23 protein-coding genes are annotated in these 26,996 nt (G+C 70.5%); all 23 read right to left on the bottom strand.

The genetic code is table 11. The features are described 5' to 3' along the window. Nucleotides 1-300: 300 nt before the first annotated feature. On the bottom strand, nucleotides 301-1,101 hold the full coding sequence (locus EKD16_RS05985; RefSeq protein ID WP_242677253.1) for a cupin domain-containing protein: 801 nt from the start codon (nucleotides 1,099-1,101) through the stop codon (nucleotides 301-303). Next, nucleotides 1,098-2,144 carry a DUF6807 domain-containing protein gene (locus EKD16_RS05980; protein WP_131097472.1) on the bottom strand — a complete coding sequence of 349 codons (1,047 nt, stop codon included), beginning with the start codon at nucleotides 2,142-2,144 and terminating at the stop codon, nucleotides 1,098-1,100. Before EKD16_RS05980 ends, EKD16_RS05985 begins: the two co-directional genes overlap by 4 nt. Nucleotides 2,145-2,338: 194 nt before the next feature. After that, a complete protein-coding gene (locus tag EKD16_RS05975; RefSeq protein ID WP_131097471.1) occupies nucleotides 2,339-4,309 on the bottom strand; it encodes an ABC transporter substrate-binding protein in 1,971 nt (656 codons plus the stop codon). Between the two features lie 47 nt (nucleotides 4,310-4,356). Continuing rightward, nucleotides 4,357-5,427 carry an ABC transporter ATP-binding protein gene (locus tag EKD16_RS05970; RefSeq protein ID WP_131097470.1) on the bottom strand — a complete coding sequence of 357 codons (1,071 nt, stop codon included), beginning with the start codon at nucleotides 5,425-5,427 and terminating at the stop codon, nucleotides 4,357-4,359. Further along, nucleotides 5,405-6,628: an ABC transporter ATP-binding protein gene (locus tag EKD16_RS05965; RefSeq protein WP_394347315.1), complete on the bottom strand. Its 1,224-nt coding sequence runs from the start codon at nucleotides 6,626-6,628 to the stop codon at nucleotides 5,405-5,407. The genes EKD16_RS05970 and EKD16_RS05965 overlap by 23 nt, the downstream gene beginning before the upstream one ends. 14 nt (nucleotides 6,629-6,642) lie before the next feature. Continuing rightward, a complete protein-coding gene (locus EKD16_RS05960; RefSeq protein ID WP_131097469.1) occupies nucleotides 6,643-7,806 on the bottom strand; it encodes an ABC transporter permease in 1,164 nt (387 codons plus the stop codon). A gap of 3 nt (nucleotides 7,807-7,809) precedes the next feature. Next, nucleotides 7,810-8,811, bottom strand: a complete 1,002-nt coding sequence (locus tag EKD16_RS05955; RefSeq protein ID WP_131097468.1) for an ABC transporter permease — start codon at nucleotides 8,809-8,811, stop codon at nucleotides 7,810-7,812. A gap of 169 nt (nucleotides 8,812-8,980) precedes the next feature. Next, nucleotides 8,981-10,093, bottom strand: coding sequence for a Gfo/Idh/MocA family protein (locus EKD16_RS05950; protein WP_131097467.1), 1,113 nt, complete (start codon nucleotides 10,091-10,093; stop codon nucleotides 8,981-8,983). Nucleotides 10,094-10,951: 858 nt separating this feature from the next. Further along, on the bottom strand, nucleotides 10,952-11,737 hold the full coding sequence (locus tag EKD16_RS05945) for an IclR family transcriptional regulator (protein ID WP_242677252.1): 786 nt from the start codon (nucleotides 11,735-11,737) through the stop codon (nucleotides 10,952-10,954). Nucleotides 11,738-12,066: 329 nt separating this feature from the next. Further along, nucleotides 12,067-13,458, bottom strand: coding sequence for an FAD-dependent oxidoreductase (locus EKD16_RS05940; RefSeq protein ID WP_131097465.1), 1,392 nt, complete (start codon nucleotides 13,456-13,458; stop codon nucleotides 12,067-12,069). Beyond that, the gene (locus EKD16_RS05935; RefSeq protein ID WP_131097464.1) at nucleotides 13,455-14,249 is read right to left on the bottom strand and encodes an SDR family NAD(P)-dependent oxidoreductase; all 795 of its coding nucleotides are present in this window, start codon (nucleotides 14,247-14,249) and stop codon (nucleotides 13,455-13,457) included. The genes EKD16_RS05940 and EKD16_RS05935 overlap by 4 nt, the downstream gene beginning before the upstream one ends. Before the next feature lie 54 nt (nucleotides 14,250-14,303). Continuing rightward, nucleotides 14,304-15,251 (bottom strand): sugar kinase, encoded by a 948-nt coding sequence (locus EKD16_RS05930; protein ID WP_131097463.1) that lies wholly within the window; start codon nucleotides 15,249-15,251, stop codon nucleotides 14,304-14,306. A 77-nt stretch (nucleotides 15,252-15,328) separates the two neighbouring features. Continuing rightward, on the bottom strand, nucleotides 15,329-16,144 hold the full coding sequence (locus EKD16_RS05925; protein ID WP_131097462.1) for an SMP-30/gluconolactonase/LRE family protein: 816 nt from the start codon (nucleotides 16,142-16,144) through the stop codon (nucleotides 15,329-15,331). After that, entirely contained in the window at nucleotides 16,141-16,920 is a 780-nt protein-coding gene (locus EKD16_RS05920; protein ID WP_165498503.1) for an SDR family NAD(P)-dependent oxidoreductase, read from the bottom strand. Before EKD16_RS05920 ends, EKD16_RS05925 begins: the two co-directional genes overlap by 4 nt. Then, nucleotides 16,917-17,915 (bottom strand): ABC transporter ATP-binding protein, encoded by a 999-nt coding sequence (locus EKD16_RS05915; RefSeq protein WP_207391440.1) that lies wholly within the window; start codon nucleotides 17,913-17,915, stop codon nucleotides 16,917-16,919. The genes EKD16_RS05920 and EKD16_RS05915 overlap by 4 nt, the downstream gene beginning before the upstream one ends. Beyond that, nucleotides 17,908-18,915, bottom strand: a complete 1,008-nt coding sequence (locus EKD16_RS05910; protein WP_131097460.1) for an ABC transporter ATP-binding protein — start codon at nucleotides 18,913-18,915, stop codon at nucleotides 17,908-17,910. Before EKD16_RS05910 ends, EKD16_RS05915 begins: the two co-directional genes overlap by 8 nt. A gap of 33 nt (nucleotides 18,916-18,948) precedes the next feature. Next, a complete protein-coding gene (locus tag EKD16_RS05905; RefSeq protein WP_131097459.1) occupies nucleotides 18,949-20,463 on the bottom strand; it encodes an ABC transporter substrate-binding protein in 1,515 nt (504 codons plus the stop codon). Nucleotides 20,464-20,508: 45 nt separating this feature from the next. Next, complete coding sequence (locus tag EKD16_RS05900) at nucleotides 20,509-21,390, bottom strand: ABC transporter permease (RefSeq protein WP_131097458.1); 882 nt, start codon at nucleotides 21,388-21,390, stop codon at nucleotides 20,509-20,511. Beyond that, complete coding sequence (gene nikB / locus EKD16_RS05895) at nucleotides 21,390-22,313, bottom strand: nickel ABC transporter permease (protein ID WP_131097457.1); 924 nt, start codon at nucleotides 22,311-22,313, stop codon at nucleotides 21,390-21,392. Before nikB ends, EKD16_RS05900 begins: the two co-directional genes overlap by 1 nt. 51 nt (nucleotides 22,314-22,364) lie before the next feature. Further along, complete coding sequence (locus EKD16_RS05890) at nucleotides 22,365-23,624, bottom strand: mandelate racemase/muconate lactonizing enzyme family protein (protein WP_131097456.1); 1,260 nt, start codon at nucleotides 23,622-23,624, stop codon at nucleotides 22,365-22,367. A 28-nt stretch (nucleotides 23,625-23,652) separates the two neighbouring features. After that, nucleotides 23,653-25,083 carry an aldehyde dehydrogenase family protein gene (locus EKD16_RS05885; RefSeq protein ID WP_131097455.1) on the bottom strand — a complete coding sequence of 477 codons (1,431 nt, stop codon included), beginning with the start codon at nucleotides 25,081-25,083 and terminating at the stop codon, nucleotides 23,653-23,655. Nucleotide 25,084: 1 nt separating this feature from the next. Next, nucleotides 25,085-26,074, bottom strand: coding sequence for a Gfo/Idh/MocA family protein (locus EKD16_RS05880; protein WP_165498502.1), 990 nt, complete (start codon nucleotides 26,072-26,074; stop codon nucleotides 25,085-25,087). 43 nt (nucleotides 26,075-26,117) lie between these two features. Beyond that, nucleotides 26,118-26,909 (bottom strand): IclR family transcriptional regulator, encoded by a 792-nt coding sequence (locus EKD16_RS05875; RefSeq protein WP_131097453.1) that lies wholly within the window; start codon nucleotides 26,907-26,909, stop codon nucleotides 26,118-26,120. Between the last annotated feature and the right edge of the window lie 87 nt (nucleotides 26,910-26,996).

Below are 26,996 nucleotides of genomic sequence, written 5' to 3'. Positions count from 1 at the left end.
CGAATGCCATCCCGCTCCCGGGGCCGGGCGGGCGCGCGGCGGTCCGCTCCGACCCGATCAGCATTCAACGCGCGGAAATCACCAGAATCGGCATTGGACGTGGTGATTTCCGCGCGTTGGCTGTCGCGCAACCCGGCATAACGGACATACGGGCGCCCGGTCCTCGCTGCCGCTTCTCCTCCGGACCACCCGCCGCCCGGCAGGCCGCAAGGCCGCACAGTGGAGCTGAGCCGCACAGTCCAGCCGCCGCGACAGCCGGTCCGCAGGGGACCCGGACCGGTCGGCGGCGTTGTACCGCGGTCAGCCGACGGGGCGGGCGCCGTCGAGGTCCCAGACCTGGAGCATGCCGCACATGCCGTTGCGGCGTGCCGGTCCCGGCGGGTGGTCGGCCGTGTAGACGGCGGACTCGTGCAGGTGGGCCCCCTCCCCCTCGGCGAGGTCGGCGATATGGCCGCGGGTGGCCTCGGCTTGGCGGTGCGGGCCGCGCTCCCAGTGATGGTGCCAGCCCGCCGCCTTGTCGCGAACCAGTCCCACCGCCGCCTCGTAGAGGTCGTCCAGGGCGCCGGGACCCTCCCGCCGCACACGATCGCGCAGCCGCAGGTACCCCTCGACGGCCAGGTCGCGGCGCTGCCGCGCGGCCGCGGCCATGGCCGCGTAAGCGGACTCCGCGTCGGGGAACTCCGTCCAGGCGGGGATGGCGGTGGCGCGTGCGTAGGCGGCGGCGTCGCCCAGGACGTCGGGCGGGTAGGTCAGCACCGCGTCGCCGGCCTCGGGCAGGCCCGCGTTCTGCATGACGACCAGCAGTTCCAGGTCGCCGCTGACGTTGACCAGCCGGTGCACGGTGCCGGGGGTGAACCACAGCAGGGTGCCCGGCTCCAACGCGGTCCGGGTGTAGCCGGCGCTGCTCAGCGTCTCCAGTGCGCCTTCGCCGCGTACGACGACGTATCCCTCGGTCGATGCGGTGTGCAGGTGCGGCGACCCGCCGGCCAGCCCGTCGGGGGTAGGCCAGTCGTAGACGCGCAGGTGCGAGACCGCCGTGCCGCCCGGGAAACCCGGCACCGCGTCCACGTGCCCGGCGGCGGCCGCCTCCGGCGCGGTCACGGGGCGCCCACCGCGTCCGCACCGGCCGCGGGCGCCTCGGCCCCTTCGGGGTGCAGCCGGGGCCGGCCCAGCTCGGCCAGCCCCGAGTCGGCGAGCTCGCCGCTGCCCGCGCGCTCGCGGTCGCCGTCGGCGATGACGACCGCGTAGCGGTAGGAGAGCGGGACGTCCGGAGCGGCCTCGACCCTCTCGCTGAAGAACGGGGCCGGGCAGACCGTGGCGAAGATGCCGCTGCGCACGAACCACTCGACCGGGTGGCCGGGGTTGTCCGGCGCGTCCACGAACACCAGCGTCGACGCGCCGTCGTGCTCGTCGTGGCGGCCCGCGAAGGCCATCCAGGGCGCGCGCACGCCCATCATCTCGTCGCCGCCGTCCTGCTCGGGCGTGTAGACGCGCCCGCCGCTGAAGGAGCGCGGTCCCCGCCAGAACAGCCCGCCGTAGCCGGCGTTCTCGCGGCCCTCGGTGGTGGGGCTGCCGATGGCGATCGCCGATCCGGTGCGGTTGGTGAACTCCGTCTCGAAGACCAGGGTCCAGGCGGACCGGGCGGGGTCGGCCGAGACGCGGAAGCCGCGCCGTTCGGTGAACCAGGTCTCGCCCTGCTCGGTGACCCACTCCAGGCGCTCGGCGACGGCGATCTCGCCGCCGGCGGTGCTCAGCACGTCGAAGCCGCGGTGGCGCATGGCGCCGTCGTTGGCGAGTTGCTGGTAACCGTGGTCGCGCACGTAGGTCGGACCGCCCCAGAAATTCGCGGGTCCGACATTGGGCAGCGACCAGGCGATGCCCTTGTGCCAGACGTGGTCGTGGGGGCGGTAGAGGCTCACGAGGTCGCCGCCGAGGGTGTGCAGCGGGTGGAAATAGGGGCGCGGCGACTCGAACTGCCGGTCCCAGGGGCGGTAGACGTAGCGCATCAGCTGAGCGCCGTCGAAGGTGACGCGCAGGGCGCGGTCGTGCTCGTGGACCAGGCCCAGTCCCCGGGCGGCGGGCTCGGCGCCGTCCGCGCCCCGTTGCTGCGCCGGGGAGCCGGGGCTCGGCTGCTCGGTGGTCATTGCGCCTCCTGTGGGCTGTGGCCGCGGATGGGTGCGGCTGCGGAACGGTGCTGCGGTGCTGCGGCTCGACTGCCGAGCCGCACCGCGCCGCTGCGCGCGGGCGCGCCGAGGGGACCGCGCGCCCGCGCGCAGCGGGTGGGAGGGGCGCGCGCGGGCCCCGGTGATTTCGCCCGCGCGCGCCGGTCGGTGGGCTGCTACTCCTCGATGAAGAACTGCTCGGGATTGGCCGGTGCCGGGGTGTTGTACACCGACGCCTCGGGCAGGGAGTCGGGGACGTTGCGGAAGTTGTCGGCGACGATGCCGTACCCGGGCTGGGGCAGGCTGATCCCCATCGCGTAGAACTGCTCCTGGGACTGGGCCAGGAAGTCCGCGAACAACTCGTTGCGCCGCTGCGGGTCGGTTTCGGCGATGACCTGCTCGTACATCTCGATGTGGTCCTTCACGTCCTGCGGCGGCTCCTGGGCGCGGGGGTCCTTGCCGTCGGAGGCCTGCCACTGCGCCCACGGGATCGCGAAGTTCGACTCGCCGCTGTGCAGGGGCCCGTACCAGCGCGGGTCGTACATGGCGTCCATCAGCCCGGCGTCGCCGGACCACACGTTGGCCTCGTGCTCGTTGTTCTCGCGGCTGTCCTGCCAGGCCGTGCGCTCCTGGGTCTGCAGCTCCGCATCGACGTCGAGCTCATTCCAGAAGTCGACGACCATCTCCATGGAGTCGATGATGTCCGGGCGGAAGTCGCCGGGCGCCGACAGGGTGAAGCTCAGCGGGGTGCCGTCCTCGCTGACCCGCACGCCGTCGCCGTTGCGCTGGTCGTAGCCGGCCTCGTCCAGGATGCGGTTGGCCTTCTCCGGGTCGTACTCCGTGTACTGCTTGGCCAGCTCCTCGTTGAAGAAGGGCGTGTCTTCGCGCGGCGCGCCCTGCCACGGCTCGCCCTGGCCCTGGTAGACGACGTCGATGATGTCCTGGCGGTTGATGCCGTGCGACATCGCGATGCGGAACTGCTTGTCCCGGAAGATCTCGCGCAGCCCGTCGTTCTCCGTCGTCAGGTTGAACGAGATCATGTTGGTGTTCATCGCGGAGAGGCGCAGCTCCATGAAGTCGTAGCCGTTGGCCTCGCGGTTGCGCGCCAGCACCGGCCGGTTCTCCGGGGTGTTGAAGTGGCGGGTGTGGAAGTCGAAGTCACCGTTGAGGGCGCGGGTGAGCATGACCTCTTCGTCCTGCATGATCTCGAAGACCACGCGGTCGAGGTAGGGCAGTTGGTTGCCCTCGGTGTCGACCTTCCAGTAGTAGGGGTTGCGCTCCAGCACCATGCGGCCCGAGTCCGACAGCGGCTCGACGACCTTCCACGGGTACAGCGTCGGGATATCGGGGTTCTGCCACGTCAGCGCGGAGTCCGTGACACCGGCCTTGACGTCGAACATCTCGGTCCAGCCGGAGAAGCCCTGTTCCTCCGCGAGCTGGTTCGCGTCGTCGTTGTACTTGATGTGGAACTTCTTCAGGTAGTGCTTGGGCTTGTTGACGAGCTGGTACTGGATGAAGTCGTGGGACGCCCACAGCGCGTCGGGCTCTTGCAGGGTGATCTCGACGGTGTACTTGTCGATCTTCTCGGCTGTGGGCGGGTTCTGGTTGGCCATCGGCGTCAGATCTGCGTTGTTGAAGACGTCGTTGGCCGCGAAGACGATGTCGTCGGCGGTGAAGTCGTCGCCGTCGGACCACTTCATGCCTTCGCGCAGGTTGTAGGTGACCTTCGTGGCCTCCTCGTTGTACTCGTAGCTCTCGGCGATGTTGGGGATGGTCTTGGTCCACTCGGTGTTCCACCGGGTGAGGTTCTCGTATCCGACCGTGCGACCCAGCCACGGCCAGTCGCCGATGCCCAGGATGGCGCTGTTCCAGGTGCCGCCGTAGCTGCCGATCTCGTTGGTCGGCTCGACGACCAGCGGCTTCTCGGGCAGGCGCTCCTCCAGCGGCGGCAGGTCGCCGGCCTCGACCTTCTCGGCGAGTGCGGGCGCCTGGCCGTCGGCCTTCCCCTGAGAGCCGCCCTGCTCCCCCTCCGGATTGAGGTTGAAGAAGGTGCAGCCGGACAGGGCGAGGGCCAGCGCGGCGGCCGCGCTCGGCACGGCCAGCGCGCGCCGCCGCGGCAGCAGCCGTCGGTTATCTCGTGCATGCATGCGGGTGTTCTCCGTTTCTGTGCGGGGGATACCGGAGCGGGGTCGGCTCATGAGACGCCCGAGAGGGTCAGTTCCTCGGCGTAGTGGCATGCCGCCAGGCGGCCCGGGGCGACCTCGCGCAGCGGGGGGATCTCGTTCGCGCACCGGTCGGTGGCGAAGGCGCAGCGGGTGTGGAAGGAGCATCCGGAGGGCGGATCCGCCGGGTCGGGCAACTCTCCGCGCAGCCGAATGCGCTCGCGGCTGCCGCGCGCCCGCGGGTCGGGCACCGGAACCGCAGAGATCAGCGCCTCGGTGTAGGGGTGGCGCGGGCGGGCGTACAGATCGGCGGTGCGGCTGAGCTCCACGACCCGGCCCAGGTACATCACCGCCACCCGGTCGCAGAGGTGCTCGACGACCGAAAGGTCGTGCGAGATGAACAGGTAGGTCAGACCCATCTCGTCCTGCAGATCCTGCAAGAGGTTGAGGATCTGCGAACGCACCGAAACGTCCAGCGCGCTGACGGCCTCGTCGGCCACCACCAGTCGCGGGTCGGGCACCAGTGCGCGGGCGATGCTGACGCGCTGCCGCTCGCCGCCGGAGAACGCGTGGGGGTAGCGGCGCAGATGGTCGGGGCGCAGTCCCACCCGGCGCAGGATCGTGGTTACCCGGTCCTCCAGCTCGCTGCCGCCCACGCCCTGCAGCACCCGCAGCGGTTCGCCGATGATGTCGAGCAGGGTCATCCGGGGATTGAGGGAGGCGTGCGGGTCTTGGAAGATCATCCGCACCTCGCGGCGGTATGTCGCCAGGTCCGAACCGGAGGCCTCGGCGGCGTCGAGCACCCGCCCCTGCCCGGTGCGGTAGCGCACCTGGCCGCGGGCCTCGGGGCGCACCCCGAGCACGGCCGAGCCGAGCGTGCTCTTGCCGCAGCCGGACTCGCCGACCAGGCCCAGCGTCTCGCCGTGGTCGACGCTGAGGTCGACGCCGTCGACGGCCTTGACCGCCCCGTCCGACTTGCGCCGGCCGCTCTTGCGCAGCGGGAAGTGGACCCGCAGGTCGCGCATCTCCAGCAGCGGGGCGTTCTCCGCGGGTGCTGCGCCGCCGCCCGCGGGTGCGGGGTCAGCCTCGGTTGGCGTCGGCATCGGCGGCCTCCTTTCCGGTGCGGGGGTCGGCGGCGGGTGCCTTTCGGACCGCCGCCGGGGTGTCCGTGTCCGACGCCGCGCCGGAGGTGTCCGGGCGCTCCTCGGCACCGCCGTAGAGCAGGCAGCGGACCAGGCGGCCACCGCCGACGTCGATCGGCGGCGGGTCGACGGTGTCGCAGAGCCCGGTCATGGCCGAGTCGCAGCGGTCGCGGAACACGCACCCGCTGGGGCGTCCCGCCGGGTCGGGGACGTTTCCGCGGATGGCGGGCAGCCGCTCGCGCCGCGGGCCGCCCATACGTGGGATGGACTCCAGCAGGGCACGCGTGTAGGGGTGCTTGGGCGCGTGGAAGACGTCGTCGACACTGCCGCGTTCGACGACGTTGCCCAGGTACATCACCGCGACGTCGTCGGCGACCTCGGCGACCACGCCCATGTCGTGGGTGATGAACATCATCGCCATACCGCGCCGCCGCTGCAGGTCGCCCAGCAGGTCGAGGATCTGCGCCTGCGTGGTGACGTCCAGCGCCGTGGTGGGCTCGTCGGCGATGAGCAGCCGCGGCTCGCAGGAGAGCGCCATCGCGATCATGACGCGCTGGCGCATGCCCCCGGAGAGCTGGAAGGGGTAGGCGTCCACGAGCCGCTCGGGGTTGGGGATGCCGACCCGGCCGAGCAGCTCGACACTGCGTTCACGCGCCTCCTTCTTGGTGGCGGTGCTGTGCACGCGTATCGCCTCGCCGACCTGGTTGCCGACGCGGTGCACCAGCGACAGCGAGGCCATGGGCTCCTGAAAGATCATGGCGACGTCGCTGCCGCGCACCCGCCGGATCCGCTTGCCCTTGGGTTTGAGCGCGGCCAAATCCAGCGGTGCGGCGGTGCGGGGAGCGCCGCCGGTGCCGCCGGCAGCCTCCTCGGTGCCGGTGTCGGGGTGCAGAAGCACCCGTCCACCGGTGATCCGGCCGGGCGGCTCGACGAGCTGCAGGATGGAACGGGCGGTCACGCTCTTGCCGCAACCGCTCTCGCCGACGACGCACAGCGTGCGTCCGCGGCGGATGGTCAGGTCCACCCCGTTGACGGCCGGAACCTCGCCGTGATCGGTGCGGAACCGCGTGCGCAGTCCTTCCACCTCCAACAGCACGTCCGGGTCGGTGACAGTGGCACTGTCAGTGCTAGTACCGGTGCCGGTGTTGATGTCTGTGTTCACGTGCTGCACCTCCTCTACTGGTAGGGGTCGGCGGAGTCGCGGATCCCGTCGCCGACGAAGTTCAGCGCGAGCACGGTCACCGTCACGGCCACGCCGGGCAGCAGCGTCCAGGGGGCGCCGGCGATGGAGTGGATGTTCTGGGCCTCCTGCATCAGCACGCCCCAGCTGACCACCGGCGGCTGCAGGCCCAGCCCGAGGAAGGACAGCGAACTCTCGGCGAGGATCATCAGCGGGATCGCCAGCGTGAGGGAGGCGACGATGTGGCTGGTGAAGGAGGGCAGCATGTGCCGGCGGATGATGCGGGGGCGGCTGCACCCGTCCAGTCGGGCCGCCAGCACGAAGTCCTCCTCACGTAAGGAGAGGAAGCGTCCGCGCACCACGCGGGCGAGGTCGGTCCAGCCGATCAGCGACAGGATCACCGTGATCGCGAAGTAGGTCATCAGCGAGCCCCACTCGCGCGGCACGGCCGCCGACAGCCCCATCCACAGCGGGATCGTGGGAATCGACATGGTGAACTCGATGAGGCGCTGGATGAAGTTGTCGGTGCGGCCGCCGAAGTATCCGGAGGCCCCGCCGAGCACGACGCCCAGCACGAACGCCAGCGCCACTCCGAGCAGGCCGATCGACAGCGAGATGCGGGTGCCGTAGACGATGCGCGAGAGCATGTCGCGCCCGTTGCGGTCGGCGCCCAGCAGGTACATCCGGTCGCCGGGGTCGGTGGGGCCGAACAGGTGGGTGTCGGCCGGGATCAGGCCCCACATGCGGTAAGGGGTTCCTTCGACGAAGAAGCCGAGCGGGATCTTGTCGGAGGTGTCGACGGTGTACTCGCGGGCGAGTGTCTCCTGGTTGCGCGTGGAGTCGTAGCCGTAGACGTAGAAGCCCAGGTCCAGGCCGTCGGAGGTGTCGACGAAGTGCAGGGCCTGCGGCGGCGCGTGGGTGTGCTGCGCGCTGTACTCCCCCGAGGTGGTGGGGGCGACGAACTCGCAGAAGGCGCCGACCAGCACCAGGACCAGCACCACGGCGGTGCTGGCCATGGCCAGCTTGTGCCGGCGGAAGCGCAGGCCGATGAGCCGCCACTGCGACGCCGCGGCGATGGCGTCCGCGGGCGCTCCGTCCGCCTCTCCCCCGGGCTCGCCGGAGGTGCCGGGGCGGCGCTTGAGGGACAGGTTGAGTCCCATGGGTCAAACCTCCTCGGCTTGGGCGTGGCGGATGCGCGGATCCCACCAGGCCAGCAGCAGGTCCGAGATAAGGGTTCCGATCAGCGTGAGGACGCCGAGGACGAGGATGAACGCCCCGGCCAGGTACATGTCCTGGTTGCGCAGTGCCTGGAGCAGCAGCGGTCCGGTGGTGTCCAGGCTCAGCACGATGGAGACCATCACCTCGCCGCCGACGATGGTGGGCAGGATCCAGCCGATCGTGGAGATGAACGGGCTCAGCGCCATGCGCACGGGGTACTTGAAGATCACCCGCCACTCGGGCAGGCCCTTGGCGCGGGCGGTGGTGACGTAGGGCTTGCGCAGTTCGTCGAGCAGGTTGGCGCGCAGGACGCGGATCAGCACGGCGGTGCCCGCGGTTCCGATGATCAGCACCGGAATCCACAGGTTGCCGACCACGTCGAGGACCTTGCCGAGATTCCACGCGGAGTCGGCGAACTCCGGTGAGATGATGCCTCCCATGCTCTCGCCGAAGTAGGCGAAGGCGATCCACAGGGCCACCAGCGCGAGCATGAAGTTGGGGGTCGCCAGGCCCAGGAACCCGATGAAAGTGAAGACGTAGTCGCCGACGGAGTGCTGGCGCACGGCCGAGTACACGCCGATGGGAAACGCCAGGCCCCAGCTCACCACGATGGTGCACAGCGCCAGGGCGACGCTGATCCCGATCCGGTCCCAGATGAGGGACGAGACGTCGCGCTGGTACAGGAAGGACTGGCCGAAGTCGCCGCTCAGTACGATGCCGCCGATCCAGCGGAGGTACTGCACGAAGACGGGGTCGTTCAGGCCGTAGCGCTCCTCCAGCGCGCGGATCTGGCTCTGGTCCACGGTCTGGCCGCGCGCGGAGAGCTCGGCGATGTAGGTGGTCAGGTAGTTGCCCGGGGGCAGCTGGATGATCAGGAACGACACCAGCGAGATCGCGAACATGGTCGGAACCATGTACACGAGCCGGCGGATCACCAGGGCGCGCATCCGGCCTCCTCTCCGCAGCGCCGTCCGACGCGACCGGACCGGCCCGGCGAACGCCTTTGGAGAGCGCTTACCAAATCACCGTGTGAGGTGCGGCATACGACGCCCTGTGCGAGCCGCGACGGTGGGGGCGAGACGCGGCCGGGGGCGCACCGCGCAATATGGATAGCGCTTACCATGGCGAGCCGCCTCCGTGCATGCGCTCGTAGAACCGCGTTCCTCGGCGCAGCTCGCCGGGGATGATGGTGCGGTGCTGGGCGGCCGAGGCGTAGATGCCGGCCACCAGGCGCATGGTGCGCAGGGAGTCGGCCGAGGTCACCGGCGGGGGCTCTTTGGCGCGCAGGGCCGAGACCACATGAGCGATCTGCGCCGAATGCCCGCTGTTCGTGCCCGACTCGCCGGCCTCCCAGGCCGCGTTGACCTGCTCCTCGAAGCCCGGCGCCGGGGTGATGGTCCAATTGTCGTCGCCGTAGCCGTAGAGGTGGCGCAGCTCGACGGTGGCGCGTTCGAAGTCGATCCGGATGTAGCTCTCCTCGCGGGGGGAGAGCACGCTGTTGACGACAGTGGCCACCGCACCGTTGGCGAAGCTGATATGGCCGATCGAGACGTCCTCGGTCTCCATGCTCCGCGCCTGGCGGCGCGCGGTGGCCGAGACCTCGGTCCAGTCGCCCAGCAGCGCCAGCAGCAGATCCATCTGGTGGATGCCGTGGCCCATCGTCGGACCGCCGCCCTCGGTGTCCCAGCGGCCGCGCCAGGGAACGTCGAAGTAGGCCTGGTCGCGGAACCAGTGGGTGTGGCAGACGGCTACCAGCGGTCGGCCCAGCTCCCCCGCGTCGGCCAGCGCCCGCACGCGCCGAGCACCCGAGCCGAACCGGTGCTGGAAGAGCGTGGCGAACCAGGGGCCCTGGGCTCCTTCCGCGTCGGCCATCTCCTCCACTTCGGCCAGGCTCAGCGCCGGCGGCTTCTCCACCAAGGCGCTTGCGCCGGCGGCGAGGCACGCCTTCACCTGGCCGTGGTGCATGCCCGGGGGTGTGCACAGGTGCACCAGGTCGGGCTGCACCTCGCGCAGCATGCGGTCCATGTCGCCGAAGCGCTGCGGGATGCCGTAGCGGTCGGTGAACACCGCGAGGTTGTCGGGGTCGACGTCCGCGGCCGCGGTGAGCGCGGCATCGTCGGGCATGGACTGCAGGGCCTCGACGTGGAAGCGGGCGATGTTGCCCGTACCGACGACGGCCACGCGCAGGCGGTCGGGCGCCTCGGGAACCGTCTGGCCGGGTATCTGCATTGCTCCTCCAAGGTGGGGACCGAGGGGGACCGGTCCGCCGCAACGGGTGACCGCGGCCGGGTGCACCCGGCCGGAGACCTTCCGGCGGCTCGTTGTGGTGGCTGCGCCTTCCGGCGCGGGGTCGGGTTCAGCGGCAGGGTCGAGCGAATGTCGAAACTATCGGAATCAATCTCGCAATCTCTGGCGGTCGAATTTACGTTCACGGAACCCGCAGGTCAATACCTCACTGAGAGCCACCTCACCCCGAAGATCCGCACCCTCCGCCACTGACCGCTCCGAAAGCGCTCCCACCTGTACGTTCGCCGCACTCGGGGCGTAACAGCCCACCGGAAGGAGGAGGCACTGGTTCCGATACTTTCGAAACCCGACTACAACCTTGAAGCGACACACCGACGCACGCCGCCTCCGCCAGCCCCTCGCCGCCGACGCCACCGGCGCAACCGTCACAGAAGGTGGCCGGTTGCGGACACATGCGGACGAATTCGACCGTGGGACTCGGCAACGGCAACCGCGTCGAGCACCCCGCCCGAGGGGCGACCCGGCGCCGGCATGTCCGGTATGCCGGTTATTCCGGCGTCTATCGTGAACTTATGGCCGCAGGAAAGCGCATTCCGTCGCCATAAGTTCACGATAGACGGGAGAAGCCGCCCCGGCCCGCCTCCGCCCCGTCGGCCGCGGCCGCCGGCGGGCTCCCGGTGCGGTGACCGCAGGGCCGGTCCCGCTGCCGCCCTCGCTGCTCCCCCATGAAGACCACCCGCCGCCCGGCAGACCGACAAGACCCGACAAGGCCGAGCGGCAGCGCCGTGGATCCCGGCCGGAATCGTTCGCTGCGCCCGGCCGAGGACGACCGCGGTCCGGCTACACCATCACGTGGGCCTGGTAGCCGAGGGCGAGGCTCACCCGGTCGGCGGCTTCGATGACGACTCGGGCGAGTTCGGACTCGCGGCTCTCCACGTTCATGGCGCTCAGCGGTCCCGAGAGCGACATCGCGGCGGCGATGCCTCCGGAGTAGTCGCGAACCGGAGCGGCGATGCAGGCCCGGCCGAGAGCCAACTCCTCGATCTCGGTCGTGTAGCCGCGCGTCGCCGCCTCTTTCACGGCGGCGTCCAGCCTCGCATGGTCGGTGACGGTGGCCGTGGTGTACGAGGGCAGCGGCTCCCCGAGGAGCGTGCGCCGCTCCTCAGCGGTAGTCGCCGCCAGCAGGCACTTGCCCAGTGCGGTGGCGTGCAGTGGATAGCGGTTGCCCATCAGGACATGGGACTTGGCGGCGTGCTCCCCCTCGAAGTTGGAGAGGTAGAAGAGAGTGGCGGCGTCGCGGACGGCGACGTTGACGCCCAGGCCCGTCTTGGCGGCCAACCGCTGCGAGACGCCCCGGGCCTCGCGGTGCACCGGGTGGTTGTTGAGAACGACTCCGGCCAGTGACACGTGGTCCAGGCCGAGGCGGAAGAAACCGCTGGCCTCGTCCTTGGAGATGAGTCCCGCTGATTCCAGCGTCGCCAGCAGCCGGGATACGGTCGACTGCCCGATGCCGGTCAACCGTGAGATGTCGGAGACCCGCAACTCGGCCCGACCGTGCAGGAACGCGCGCATGACCGCGCTAGCCCGCTCCACGGACTGGTTGCCGCCGCCGTGTTCGGTGACCAAAACTCTCCTCATTCGCATGGGGAATGCAGAATATACAAACCATCATCACTCTAGGGTTTCCGTGGAGACGACTTCAACATGGCGCTCGTCTGAAGCGGGGAATCGCCGACGGTGTACGGCCCGGAGGCAGCCGGGCGCAACCACCGCACCCGGCGCGGATAGCCCGATGGGTGCGCGCCGTCGCCTCCGGCCCGGCCTGCGCAACGATATACCGGGACCGCCGCGATCGGCCGTGCGGACGACGACGGCGCTCGTCGGCACTCGCCGCCGACTGCGGGGAGGCATCCGCGGCCGCCCGCACCCTCCGATAAGTGAACACCGGCGGCGCCCTATCCGCGGGGCGCGGGATCGGCGAGGATGGCCCCCTGGTCGAGCAGTTTCGCGCGCAGCAGCTCGGTATCGAGGTGGCGCGGAGATGTGCCCCCGGCGACCGCAAGTGCCGCCGCCACACCGGCGGCGTGGCCCAGGCCGAAGGCGGGCGGCATCACGCGGACGGCCGCGGCGGCCTCGTGCGTGGCCGAAAGGCAGCGGCCCGCCACCAGCAGCCCTTCCATCGCGGCTGGGACGAGGCAGCGGTAAGGAATGGCGTAGACGTTGGCGGTGCCCTCCATGAGTCCGTCCAGTCCGTCTGCCGACGACCCGCGGGGGTTGTGGATGTCGACGGGGTAACCGCAGAGCGTCACGGTGTCGGCGAAGCTGCGTCCGGCGAGCAGGTCGTCCAGCGTCAACGTGTAGTCGCCCACGATCCTGCGCGACTCCCGGATCCCCACGGTCATCGCCGTGTCGAGCAGGCGTGCCCGGGACAGGCCGGGCAGGTTGTCACGGAAGAACCTCACCAGTGCATGGGCCTGGGTACGCCCTTCCTGCTCGGCGCGCGTCAGATCCCAGGGATCGGTGCCGTCGACGTTCAGGACGCGGGTCGTATTCGCGCGCCACACACCCGGACGCTGGGTGCGGTACAGGCCGACACCGCGGCGGGGCGAAGGGTAACGGCCCGCCGCGCGAGCCGGGCCGATGATCGACTCGAAGACCTTGTCCTCCTCGGGATGCTCGGCTACCCAGCGATCCACCTCGCCGTCGTCGACGTCGGCGATACGGAAGAACAGGGTCGCCGGCTGCATGAGCCCGTCCTCGTCGCGGCCCTTGGTCATCGCGGCGCCGGCGTAGGCGGCGACGTCACCGTCTCCGGTGCAGTCGATCACGAGGCGGGCAGGCTGATAGGCGAGACCGCCCTTGCCCGCCAGGACGACGCCCTCGACGCGGCCGTCGACCGTCCGCACGTCGGCGGCGAAGCTGTGCAGCAGCACCCGCGCGCCGCTTTCGGCGACCAGGGCGGCCGCGACCTGCTTCGCGGGTTCGGGTTCGAAGGGGGTCACCCGCTCGTGTCCGGTGGTGATGTAGCCGGACCAGGCTGTCCCGGAGTCGATCCCGGCGGGGTCGAGGGCGGCACCGGCCTCGACCATGCGTTCGACGAAGTCGCCGAAGACCCCCGCGATCAGTCGGTGCTTGCCGTCGCAGCTGTAGGAGGTCATGCAGGGCCCGACGAGTCCGGCGGTCAGGTTGCCGCCGAGGAACCCGAAGCGCTCGACCAGCAGGGTATCTGCGCCAAGCCGTGCCGCTCCCACGGCTGCGGCGATTCCCGCGGGGCCGCCGCCCATGACGAGGACGTCGACCTCGGGAAGCGACGGAAGAGTGGCATGATAGTCCAGCGTAGGATTCATTCGAACATCGACCCCCCGTCGACGTTGAACGAGGCGCCGTAGACGAAGGCGGCCCCGGGACCGCTGAGGAACAGCGCCGCCGCCGCGAGCTCGTCGGCGCGGCCCATGCGCCCGATGGGGAGTCCGGCTCCGATCTTCTCCTTGAGGTCCTGGGAGACCCCGGTGTGCAGCGGAGTGTCGGACGGGCCGGGTGTCAGGGCGTTGACGCGGACTCCGGTGCCGGCGAACTCGCGGGCGAAGGACTTCACGACGGAGAGGACGCTCGCCTTCGAGGCCGCGTAGGCGGCGTCGGCGATGAGCCCTCCCCCGCCGCGTTTGCCCGCGTCCGACCCCACCGCCACGACGGTGCCCGATCCGCGGGTGAGCATCCGGCGGTAGGCCTCCTGGAGGACGAAGAACGTGCCGGCCACGTTGACGTCGAAAAGCTTCTGCCAGTGGGCCCGGTCGATGTCCAACGCGGATTCGGCGGTGATGAGGGCGGCGCAGGTGACGACGTGGTCGAGGTCGCCATACCGGTCGACGGCCGCGAACACCTCGGCGATGCCTTCGGGGGCGGCCAGGTCTGCGGTGACTGCGGTGTGGCGCCCGCCTCCGGCCTCACGGCAGCGGCGGAGTGTCTCCTGCAGCCCGTCGGTGTCGCGGTCGGTGGCGACGACGTGGGCGCCGTAGGAGGCGAAGGCGAGCGCGGTCTGCTCGCCCATGCCACCTGCCGCGCCGGTGACCAGGGCGGTCCGTCCGGAGAACATCTCCGGCGCGAACGCGGCCCAGGCCGGGGTGTTCGTGTCGTTCATCGGTGCTCCTGTTCGCGGATGGAGGTTGCGGGGGATTCGGTACGTTCGGCGGCCTCACCGATCCACGAGGGGGCGAGTGCCGCGGGAGTCGGGGACCTCGGCGCGGCGGGGCATGCCCTCCCAGTCGCCGTGGGTGCCGACCGCGACCGAGGCCACGGCCAGCCCCTGCTCCAAGCGCTGTTGCGGGTCGAGGCGGTCGTGCACAGCGGCGAGGTATCCGGCGGCGAACCCGTCGCCGGCCCCCACCGGGTCGACCACGGGGGCGGGCCAGCCCGGTGCCGAGTAACGTCGGCCGTCGATACTGGCCACCGCCCCGTCCTCACCGAGTTTCGCGACAACCTGGGACGGCCCCGACTCGGCGAGCAGTCCGACCGCCTCTTCGACGGGCCTGCGGTGGTTGAGCAGGTCCAGCTCCGCCCGCCCCAACAGCAGAATGTCGGCCTGCGGGATCAGTGTGCGCAATACCGGCTCCGCCTCGTCCCAGCCCCACAGTTGGGAGCGGTAGTTGAGATCGAGGCTGACGCGGGTGCCCTCGGCGCGGGCGTGGGCGACCGCGGCGGCGACGGCTTCGCGGGGTCGCGGACCCAGCGCGGGGCTGATGCCGGTGACGTGCAAGAACTCGGCGCCGGCGATCGTGTCCAACGCCAGATCGTCGGGTCCGAGGTCGGCGGCTGCGGCGTGCTTGCGGTAGTAGATCACCGACGTCCGGCCGCTGCGGGGGCTGAACTTGATCATCAGGCCGGTGGGGCGGGAGGGGTCGATGGTGGCGGCCGAAACGTCGATGCCTTCGCCCTTCAGCCCTTTGACGACCAGCCGGCCGAGGTCGTCGTCGCCGAGCCGGCCGCACCACGCCGTGGGGATGCCGAGCCGTCGCAGGCCGATCGCCACGTTCGACTCCGCTCCCCCGAAGCCGAGTTCCAAGGCGCTGCCTTGGCGGAGTGGCCCGTACACGCGGCCGGTGCACAGGCCCATGGTCTCTCCGAAGGTGGCCAGCCAGGTCATCGCGTTCTCTCTTCCATTCGCACGCTGGTGGGGCAGTTGCTCGTGGCCGCCGAGGGGGCCGGTCGGTGACGGCGGTGCTAGCGGCCGCTCCCCCGGTCCAGAACGGCGATCGTGTCGCCGAACAGGGAGGGCACCAGCAACCGGCGGCGGTGCAGGGCGACGTGGGAGGGCATGTGCAGCAGGCCGGGGTCCTCCAGCAGCACGGCCGCCTCCCCCGTCGGAGATACGGCGCAGACGCGGCTGCTCCGTGTCACCGCGACGACGACCTCGCCTTCGGGCGTGACCGAGAGCCCGTCAGGGCCGGTGCCCAAGCCGCGGTTGAGCGTCCAGGGCGTCCCCAATCGGCCCGGGCCGTGAACCTCGTGGCACAGCAGGGTTTCGTCCCTCGTCAGCGTCGTATAGAGGAGCGATCCGTCCGGGGAGAGGCCGATTCCGTTGGGGAAGACCAGATTTCGCGCGGCGATGACCGCGTCACCGTGCGGCGGCGCGTAGCCGACGGCGCCGGTGGGCTCGCCCGCCGTCGCGGTGCCGGAGTCGGTGAACCAGACACCGCCGTACCGGTCGGCGATGCATCCGTTGGGACTCATCAGGGGGCGTCCTTGGGCCGTGTCGACACGTCGGCGCACACGCCCCTGAGGGTCGAGCCAGAGCAGGGCTCGGTGCAGGGCGTCGCAGCAGACCAGTAGGCCGGAGGAAGCGGCCGTGATACCGAGGACACGACCGCCCGTGTCGGCGAAGGGCCGCCAGTCGCCGGTGTCGGGATCGATGCGCACCACCGGTCCGGGCTCCTGGTAGCCGCCGCGGGCCGTACCGGCATAGAGGGCGTGGTCCGGGCCGATAGCCACGGTCTCGGGGTGCTCCAGCCCCCGCGCGAAGACACGGACATCCGTCACGGCGCCTCCGAGGCGGAGGGATAGTCGCCGACCGCGGACAGGCCGGGCTCCTCCGGCGCGGAGTACGCTTGTGCAGCCAGCCCGCCGTCGACGGGGACCACCGCCCCGGTGACGTAGCGCGCCCCGGCGCCGGCCAGGAACCGCACCACCGAGGCGACCTCTTCGGCCGAGGCGGGGCGCCCGAGCGGGACGATGCCGTCGCGGCGCCGTGCCTCGGCATCGTCCAGGGTCTGCCAGGCGTGCGTGCGGACCATCCCGGGCGCAACGGCGTTGACCCGGATTCCCTCGGGGGCGAGGTCGAGGGCGAGGCTGCGGGTCAGCGCCTCCACCGCTCCCTTGCTCGCGCAGTAGGCGGGGTTGCGTCGGAATGCTCGGGCAGCCCCGATGGATGAGAGGTTGACGATTCCGGGGTGGGATCCGGTCTGGAGCAGCGGCCGCAGCCCGTGGACCATCCGCATGGCACCCACGACATTGACGTCGAGAATGTGGCCGAAGGCGTCGTCGGTGTGTGCGGCCAGGTCACGGCGCGCGGGGGCGAGTGCCGCGTTGTTGACTAGCGCGTCCAAACCGCCCCAGGCGCCGCCGATCTGCCGGGCGGCCGCGGCGACATCGTCTGTGTCGGTGACGTCCGCGGTGACCCGAAGGTCGGCCGGGCCCTCGGGGTCCGGATCGACGCGGTCCAGGGCCGCGACCCGCCACCCCTCGTCCGCGAAGGCGGCGACCAGCGCGCGGCCGATACCGCCGGCGGCGCCGGTGATGAGAACGCGGCCGCTCATACCGCCTCCTTCAGGCCGACGGGTACGAACGGGCAGGCCCACACGTGCTCGGAGCCGCCCTCCAACCCGGGGCGGTGCTCGGCGCATTCCGGTCGGGCCATGAAGCACCGCGTTCGGAATCGGCATCCCGAGGGCGGGTCGGCCGGTGAGGGCTGGTCGCCCTCCAGCACGATCGGGTGCCGATCGGGCGAGCGCCAGGGATAGGCGGACGGGGCTGCCGAGAGGAGCGCGCGCGTGTAGGGGTGGCGCGGATCGTCGAAGACTTGGGCGCTGGGTCCCTGCTCGACGATGGAACCGAGATACATCACGGCGATGTCGTCGGCGATGTGGCGCACCACGTGCAGGTCATGTGAGATGAACAGGTAGGTCAGTCCCAGCTCTGCGCGCAGGTCATCGAGGAGGTTGAGGATCTGGGCCTGGATGGAGACATCCAGCGCCGAGACGGGCTCGTCGCAGACGATCACCTCGGGACGCATCGAGAGGGCGCGGGCGATTCCGATGCGTTGGCGCTGGCCCCCGGAGAACTGGTGGGGGTACCGGTCGGCGTGGGTGGCGTTGAGGCCGACCAGTTCGAGGAGGCGCACGACCTCGTCGTCCCATTGCTCACGCGGCACCAGGTCGCGATGGATCAGCCAGCCTTCCTGGAGGATCTGGCGCACGGTCAGTCGGGGGTTGAGCGAGGCGAACGGGTCCTGGAAGACGATCTGGATGCGGCGGGTGAGCCGCCGCCGTTCCGCCGCCGAGACGCGCGTGATGTCGCGGCCCCGGAACAGGACCCGCCCCGAAGCCGTGTGCTCGAGTCCGATCAGCGCGCGGGCGGTCGAGCTCTTGCCGCATCCGGATTCGCCCACGAGCGCGAGGGTCCGGCCGGATGCCAGCGAGAAGGTGACACCGTCCACCGCCTCCACGTGGCCGGTGACTCGGCGCAACAGCGACGATCGGATCGGGAAACGCACCCGCAGGTCGCTCACCTGCAGCAAAGTGTCTTCAGACAACGGACATCACCTCGGAACTGTGGTGGCACGCCGCCGCGTGTGTGGCGGCCGCTTCGGCACTGAGAGCCTCGTCCGTGATCGAGAGCAGGGCAGGGCGTGCAGTCGTGCATTCGTCGGTCCGCCACGAGCACCGCGGGTGGAACGGGCATCCGCTGGGCAACCGGGCGAGCATGGGAGGCGAGCCGGGGATCGGGGTGAGCCGTTCCTCCGGTGCCTCGCTGTCGGGGATGGATTGCAGGAGTCCCCGGGTGTAGGGATGGGCCGGGTGGTCGTAGACCGTGCGGATGGGACCGGTCTCGACGATCCGTCCGGCGTACATCACGGCGACCCGCTGGGCGTAGGAGGCCACGACCCCCAGGTCGTGACTGATGAGGATGAGGGCCATTCCCTCCTCGCGCTGGAGGTCGGACAGCAGGCGAAGGATCTGGGCCTGCACGGTGACGTCCAGAGCGGTGGTCGGTTCGTCGGCGATGACCAGCCGCGGCCGCAGGGCGATGGCCATCGCGGTCATGATGCGCTGGCGCATGCCTCCGGAGAACTGGTGGGGATAGTCGTCGGCTCGGGTCGCCGCGTCGGGGATGCCCACGCGGCGCATGAGTTCCACCGCCTCTCGATGTGCGGCGTTCCGACGCAGCCCCCGGTGCACACGGAGGGGTTCGCCGATCTGGCGGCCCACGGTGTGCACCGGGTTCAGCGACGTGAGGGGATCCTGGAAGATCATGGCGATCTGGCTCCCCCGCACAGTGCGCATCGCCGCGGCCGAACGGCTCGTGAGGTCGCTGCCGTCGAACTCGACCGCCCCGGATAGGACGCGCCCGGCCGGGCGAGGGAGCAGCCCCATGACGGCTTGAGCGGTGACACTCTTGCCGCTGCCCGACTCGCCGAGCAGGGCCAGGGTTTCGCCTGCTGCGATGTCGAACGAGACGCCGTCGAGCGCCCGCACGGATTCGGACCGGCCGCCGAATTCGACGACGAGGTCGCGGACGGACAGAAGTGCCATGTGCTGCCTCCTCACCCGGTGGGATCGCGGTCGCTACTCGCCGACCGAGACGGGCCGGAAATTCGGGATGTTGTTGGGCGCCGGTTCGAACCCCTGCACGCGGTCGTTCCAAGCGGCGTTCGCGGCGAGGTCGAGCGGCCACATCGCGGGGGCGTCCTCCCAGAGGATGCGCTGCGCTTCGACCATCAGCTCCGCGCGCCGGTCGGGGTCGAGTTCCTGGGACGCCTTGTCGATCGCGGCGTCGTACTCCTCGCTGCAGTAGCCCAGGCGCTGGGCGTCACAGGTGTAGAGGCGTCCGAGGGAGTATTCGGCGTCCCCGGTGATGACCGCGTTGTCCTGGATGTTCATGTCGAAGTTGAGCCCGAGGAGGTCGTCGAGCCACTGGCCGCGCTCCTTCTCCTTCATCTCCACCTCGATGCCGACCTCCTTGAGGTCGGAGACGATGGTCTGGGTCATCGGGCGGATATTGGCGCAGCATTCGCTGCTCCACTGGATACTGGTCTCGAAGCCGTTCGGGTGGCCGGCCTCCTCAAGCAGGTCGCGGGCCTTTTCGGGGTCGTACTCGTAGGGGGGAAACTCGCCGGCGCCGAACGCCGCTTCGGGGACCGGAGCGGATGCCGGAATGGCCGATTCGCCGAACAACTCGCTCTGGATCGACTTGAAGTCGACGGCGTGCCAGACGGCCTTGCGCACACGCTCGTCGTCGAACGGTTCGCGCTCGTTGTTGAACCAGACGAAGTAGTTGTTGAGGCTGGGCACGGAGTCGAGGGTGACGCCGTCGAAGTTCTCCACCTGCCCCATCTGGTCGGGCGGCAGGTCGTAGGTCAGGTCGATCTCCCCGGTCTCAAGCGCGGTCAGGCGCGAGGAGACTTCCGGGATCTCGCGCAGTTCCAGCCGGTCCAGCTCGGGCGCACCACCCCAGTAGTCGGCGTTCGCGGTGAGCACGGTGCGCTCTCCGGAGCTGAACTCCTCGACCGCGAACGGTCCGGTGCCCGCGGGCTGGTCCGACTCGATTCGGCCGTCCTCGATCTGCTCGGCGCTGGCGATGCTGACCAGCGACAGGTTGGTGAGCAGCGCACCGGTGGGCTGGGTGGTGGAGATCTCGACGGTGCTCTTGTCTGGGGCTTCGACCGACTCGATCGTGTCCCACAGCGGGGCCATGGGGGTGTCCGCCGCGAACATGCGCTCCAGTGACGCCTTCGCGTCCTGGCTGTCGAACTCGCTGTCGTCGTGGAAGGTCACGCCGGAGCGCAGGTGGAACACCCACGTGTTGGGATCGGGGTTCTCCCACGACTCGGCCAGCATCGCTTGCGGCTCGCCATCGGCGACCCGCACCAGCGGGTCGAAGATGTGCTGGGTCGTCATCAGGGTGGTGCGCTCGCCGATCTCGGTTCCCTGGGGGTCGATCGAGAGGATGGTGACGGGCACGCCGACGCGGAGGGCGTTCTCGGACCCCGCGGTGCCGCCGCCGCATGCAGCGGTGGCGCCGAGGGCGGCGACGCAGGCGGCGACGGCGAATCGCCGACCTGCGATGCGGATAGGAGTCATGACCTGCTCCGTTTCTTCGAAGCTGCACAGGGAAGCACGGCCGCCTCAGCGGTCCTGCATGTGGGGATCGAAGCGGTCCCGCAGCTCGTCGCCGACGATTCCGCAGGCGACGACCAGCAGGGACAGCGCGATTCCGGGAAGGGTGGAGATCCACCAGGCGTCGGCCAGGTAATCCCGGCCGACGGCGATCGTCAGGCCCCAACTCGGGCTGGAGGCCGGGGTCCCCAGCCCGAGGAAGCTCAGGGCGGCCTCGGTGATGATGACGAGTCCCAACTCGACCGTCGCGACGACCAGGATGGGAGCCATGCACGCCGGCAGGATGCACCGGCGAATCAGGAACAGCGGGCGGGCGCCCAGCACGCGGGTCGCGTCGACGTATTCGCGGTTCTTGACCGCAAGCGTCTGGGCACGGGCGACGCGGGCGAAGACCACCCACTTGGACACCGCCAGCACCGCGATCACGTTGATGACGCTGGGACCCAGCAGAGAGGCGATGAGAATGGCCAGCAGGATCCCGGGGAACGCGAGCTGGATGTCGGCGACGCGCATCAGCACGGAATCGAGGATTCCGCCGGAGTAGCCGGCGGCCACGCCGATGACCACGCCGATGATCCCGGAGATGAGCAGTACGCCGCCACCGACCATCAGCGACACGCGGGCGCCGATCAGCAGCTGCGGCAACAGGTCCCGGCCGACGGCGTCGGTTCCCATCAGGGTCGTCGAGCCGTCGGAGAGCGTGCTGCCGGGCGCCAGCAGCCGGTCGTCGATGTTGGTCTCCGACGCGCTGAACGGCAGCAGGAAGGGCCCGAAGGCGCCGATCAGGACGTAGGCGGCCATGATGCCCAGGCAGATGTAGAGCCGGAGATGGGCGGGGCGCCTCTTGGGCCGGGTCGCCGCGGCGGTCTCGGCGGGTGCGGGGTCGATCATCACTCACCTACCCGTACGCGTGGGTCGATGTAGGCGTAGAGGACGTCCACAACGAGGTTGACGAGGACGAAGATGGCCGCGATGAACGTCACGGCGGCTTGGATCACCGTGTAGTCGCGGTTCTCGATGGCGTCGACGAGCAGTCGGCCCAGGCCCGGCCAGGCGAACACCTCTTCGACCACCACGGTGCCGCCGAGGAGTTCGCCGAACTGGAGTCCCGCCACGGTGATCACCGGCAGGAGCATGTTGCGGATCGCGTGGCGGGAGAGCACGGCGTACTCGCGCAGTCCCTTGGCCCGCGCCGTCTGGATATAGCCCTCCCCCAGTACCTCGAGCAGGCCGGACCTGACCAGCCTGGCGAGGATGCTGGTGAACGGCAGCGCAAGGGTGATCGACGGAAGGACCAGGTGCGCCGGGGTGGAGTTGCCCGCGCTCGGAAGGATCTCGAATTGGCGGGCGAAGAGCAGGATGAGGATGATGCCGACCCAGAAGTTCGGCGTGGACTGCCCGACCAGCGAGATGGTGGATATCACGCGATCGACGACACCCCGCGGCCGCAGCGCCGCGGCGACGCCGAGCACGAAACTGAGGACCAGGGCGACGAGCATCGCCGAGGCGGCCAGGGCGGCCGTTGCCCCGATCCGCTCCATGACCATGGCGAACGCGTCGGTTCCGGAGCGGAACGAATCGCCGAAGTCGAGCCGGAGTATCTGCATCAGAAAGCGGCCGTACTGGACGGACAGGGCGTCCTCCAGGCCGAGATCGCGCCGGACCTCGGCGATCTCCTCGGACGTGGCGTCGGAGCCGAGGATGATCGTCGCCGGATCGCCGGGAACGAGCCGCACCACCGCGAAGACGATGGTCACCGCGCCCCACAGCACCAGCAGCGACTGCCCCAGACGCCGTAGCGTGTAGCCGAGCATGTGCTGTTCACCCCCTTCCGCGACGGTGCTCCGCCGGTACTCGCGTTCGCATCAGAAGCCGCGGACGAGCATCGACGCCTGCGCGGAGCCGATCCCCTTGGCCGCCTTCGCTTCGGCCCAGTAGTCGTCGAGCTCGGCGTGGCGCTGCGCGGTCAGCTCGTAGCGCTCCAGCCGGTCGCTGTCCAGCTCGATCCCGAGGCCGGGACCCTTGGGGACCTCCATCGCGCCACCGCGGATGCGCGGCGGCTCGCCGGCCAGAACGTCGCCGGTGTACTCGGGGTAGATGGCGTCCATCGGGTGGCCGACGCGGCCCTCCATCGCGGCCACGACGTGGATCTTGGCGACCTGGCCGATCCCGGTCTCCGTCCCGCTGTGCATCCCGAGGCCCAGATGGAACAGGTCGGCGGCCTGGTACCAGCGCACGGTGCCGCGCAGGCCACCGCAACCGAACACGTCGGCGAGCACGACGTCGGCGGCCTCGCCCGCGATCACCTGGCGCAGCAGATCCAGGCGGTAGGAGTTGTCCGCGCACAACGGGGTGCGGGTGCTCATGCGTAGCCGCCGCATGCCGGGGACGTCGATCGACCGGCCGGTGATGATCTGCTGGGCGAACCCCAGTGGGCTGTCCTTGATCGGATCCTCGACGTATTCGAGGTCGAGTTCCTCCAGTCGTCGCATCGCGTTGAGCGCGGTGGCAGTGGACCAGGCACCGTTGGGGTCGATGCGGATCGCGGCGGTGGGCATGGCCTCCCGCAGCCGCCGGGTGAGGTCGACCTCGACACGCGGCTCGTGGACGCCCAGCTTGAGCTTGACCGTGTCGGTGCCGGCTTCCTCGGCGGCGGCCGCGGTGGTCTCGACGAGATTCTGCGGGGTTACCGCCCCGGCGCCGTCGCGGTCGGGGAGCCGGAAGAAGGAGTACAGGGCGACGGGAACGCTTGCCGGCGGCTCGTTGGCGCCCAGGATTTCGCACACGCGCCGGCCGGTGGCTTTGCCGACGATGTCGAGGCAGGCCGTTTCGATGGCGACGGCGTCGGGGGTGTATCCGGCCGCGCGCATCAGGTCTGCGCTGTGGAAGGGGTCGGCACCGAGGATGAGGTGCTCGTAGTCCCGGAGGAATCGGGGGGCGAGGTCGTCGCGGTGGACGTGGTGGACGGCGCTGGGGCCGGTCTCACCGATGCCGGTGATGCCCTCGTCGGTCGTCAGCCGCACGATGACGCGTATCCGGGCGGGGTAGCTGACGCCATAGGCGCTCTCGATCGGGTTCCGGAAGGGGATCGCGACACTGAATGCCTCGACGTTGACGATGCGCATGTCTGCTCCAGAAGTCGTGTGGGTGTGTTCAGCGGCCGTCAAGGGAAACCGTCTGCGGCTGGCACAGGGCCCGCACCATGTCCGGAACGCCGACGCGCCCGGTTCCGGACGCCTTGCCCTCCCAGCCGCCGAACGGCAGGTGCAACTCCCAGTAGGTGGAGCGGTCGTTGACCGCGACGGAGCCGAACTCCAGGCTCTCCAGGGCAGTCAGGGCGCGACCGATGTCGCGGGTGAAGACGGCGGCGGAGAGGGCGTGGGCCCCCGCGTTGGATTCGGCGACGAGCCGGTCGGATGCCAGCGGCACGATCGGTGCCACGGGCCCGAAGGTCTCGTTGCGGTTGAGCGGCGTGTGTGCCGGTACGTCTCGGAGCACCGTGGCGGCGATGTACTGGTCGGTCGGGTATCCGGGCGACCGCCGCCCGCCGGTGAGCACAGCGGCACCGTCGCGCTGCGCCTGCTCCACCCGGGCCTCCACCTCCGCGGCGAGTTCGGGCAGGTGGAGGGGGCCTACGCGGGTGTGCTCGTCGTAGGGGTCGCCCAAGGGGTACTCGCGGCTGCGCTCGGCCACGGCCTCGGCCAGCTCAGCGGCAACGGGCACGTCGGCGAGGATGCGCCCGCCGGCGCTGCAGATCTGGCCGCTCGCCGTGAAGCAGGAAGCGGCGATCGCCTCGGCAGCGCGGTCCAGGTCCGCGTCGGCGTACACGAGGATGGGGCCGTTGCCGCCCAGTTCGAGCACGGTGCGCTTGCCGGCCGCGGAGCGGGCGACGGCGTTTCCGGTGGGTGTGCTCCCGGTAAGCCCGACGCCGACGATGCCCGGGTGGCTGACGAGGTGTTCGGCCACGCCGGCGTCGTCGGTGGCGATCATCGTCACCTGGCCATCGGGTATCCCGGCGGCGATCAGGCACTCCATGAGCAGAGCGGAGGATGCGACGGTGGTGGGTGCCGGTTTCCAGACGGCGGCGTTACCGGTGGCCAGGATCGGACCCAGGTACTCCACGGGGATGTTGATCGGGAAGTTCCAGGGGGTGGCGATCGCCCACACACCGGTGGGTCGCCAGCGGGTGAAGACGAGCTTGCCGGGCTGGGCGACCGGAACCGTGGCCCCGGTGAGGCGGACGGCCTCCTCACCGGCGAGGAGGAACCCCTCGGCTGCCTTGTCGACCTCGGCGAGGGCACCGAGATACGGGCGCCCGGTCTCGGCGGTGACGGTGCGCGCCACCTCCTCGCGGCGGGCGGTGAGTTCGCGGGCGACGCGTTGGCAGCGGTCGCGCCGCTGGTGGGGGGTGGATGCGGCGTCGGCGCGGTAGGCGCGGGCCCCGGCGTCGGCCGCGGCGTCGACCACGGCGCGGTCGGCGGCAGCCACCTCGGCGACCGGTGCCCCGTCGACCGGGCTGGAGACCGTGAAGACACGTCCCCCGGCGGCGTGTTCGCCTCCCAGATAGGAATTGATCAGCGGCATCTCAGGCACCTCGTTCCACCTCGACGGGCGAGCCGCCGGCGGCGATGGAGGCGTGGACGGCCTCCACGACCTGGACGGCTGCCAGCCCTTCCTCGCCGGGGACGGGCGTCGGACCGCCGTCGCGGGCGGCACGCACGAACTCCTCGATCTCCGTGCGGATGTTGGCGACCCCGTAGTGTTCGCGGCTGGGCCAGTTGCGGCTGTCGAGGTTGACCGAACCGGTGCCGGTGGTGTGGGAGAGGTCGAGGTGTCCGAGGTCGATCTCGGCGGCGCCCCGGGAGCCCACCACGCGCAGCCCTGCCAGCGCCCTGTTGGGCCGGCCGTCGGGAAGTGTCCAGTTGTTCTCCATCGAGCCGACCACCCCTGCGTCGTACTCCACGCCGGCATAGGCCACGTCGATGTTCGGCGAGAAGACCGACCGCCCCAAGGCGCTGACGCGCGCGGCCGACAGCCCGGTGACGTGGCGGACCAGGTCGGCGTCGTGGATTCCGAGGAACCAGGCGACACTGGTGCGCTGGGCGGGCGCCGCGGCCACCATGCGGGTGGTGTCGCGCCATACCTCGACATGCCAGAGCTCGCCCAGCTCGCCGGAGCGCACCAGCTCGCGGCAGCGCACGACACGCGGGTCGAAGCGCAGAATGTGACCGACCGAGAGGGCGTCAGGGTCGGGGCGCGCCCGCAGGATGCGCCGTGCGTCGGCCGATGTGACGGCCAGCGGCTTCTCGACGAGGACGCGCGCGCCCGCTGTCAGCGCCGGTACCGCCGCCGCGGCGTGGCGGTCGTCCGGCACGCAGACACTGACGACGTCGACTCCGCCGAGCGCGTCCTCCGCACGCGGGTGAACCGGAACACCGAACTCCTCGGCGAGCGCGGCATGCCTGGTCTCGTCGGGTTCGACCACGCCGACCAGCCGGACCCCGTCGAGCCTGCTGTAGGTGGCGGCGTGGAGGCCGCCCATCCACCCCATGCCGATGACGAGCGCGTCAAGCACGTATGTCTCCTTCATAGCTGTGCCGCCCACGGCGGGCGGCCCTTCATCGGCGGTCGTCGCTCGCCGCACGGAAGACTTCGGAAAGTCGGCGCGCGGTGGCGACGACCCGGGACGTCAGCTCGGGTACCTGCTCCAGCGGCAGCCGCTGGACGGGCACCGACACCGATACCGCGGCCACCGGTTGGCCCTGGGCACCGGTGACAGGAGCTGCGATGCAGCGGATCGCCTCCTCGTTCTCCTCGTCGTCCAGCGCCCACCCCTGTTCGGCGATCCGGGCCAACTCGGCTTCGAGCCGCTTCCGATCCGTGATGGTGTTGGGGGTGCGGGCGGTCAACTCGATGCGGCCGAGCAGGGAATCCCGCACCGAAACATCGGCGGTGGCGAGGTACACCCGGCCCAGAGCGGTGCTGTGCAAGGGGATGTGCCCGCCGACCCGGCTGGCGGCGCGCACCGACCGCGTGCTCTCCACCTTCTCCAGGTAGACCATGCGGTCGCCGTCGGGGACCGCGAAGTGGCAGGTCTCCTGGGTGGTGTCGCGGAGCCGTAGCAGCAGCGCCGATATCTCGGGAGCGCCGACCAGCTGCCGGCGAGCCGCCGTTCCCAGAGTGACCAGATGCGGACCGAGCGTGTAGCGCCCGTCCCAGCCGTTGTGCAGCACGCCGAGTTCGGTCAGGTTCGCCACCAGGCGCCACACGGTCGTGCGATTGAGGCCCGTTTCGGCGATCAACTCGCCCAGGGTGGCGCCACGGGAGTCCCGCGCGATGCGGTCGACCACAGCGAAGGCGCGGACCAGGGACTGCACACGCACCCCTTTGCCATCCGCACGTCCCGTCATGGCCCCTCCTCGATGTCGCTCCGCCGGACGCCGAGTGAGCGGGGACGTCCCGCGCGGCCGGCGCCGCTACCGGGGATGCACACCCGG

It is taken from the genome of Streptomonospora litoralis (assembly GCF_004323735.1).
Classification (GTDB): domain Bacteria; phylum Actinomycetota; class Actinomycetes; order Streptosporangiales; family Streptosporangiaceae; genus Streptomonospora; species Streptomonospora litoralis.
This window is presented reverse-complemented; position numbering and strand designations above follow the sequence as displayed.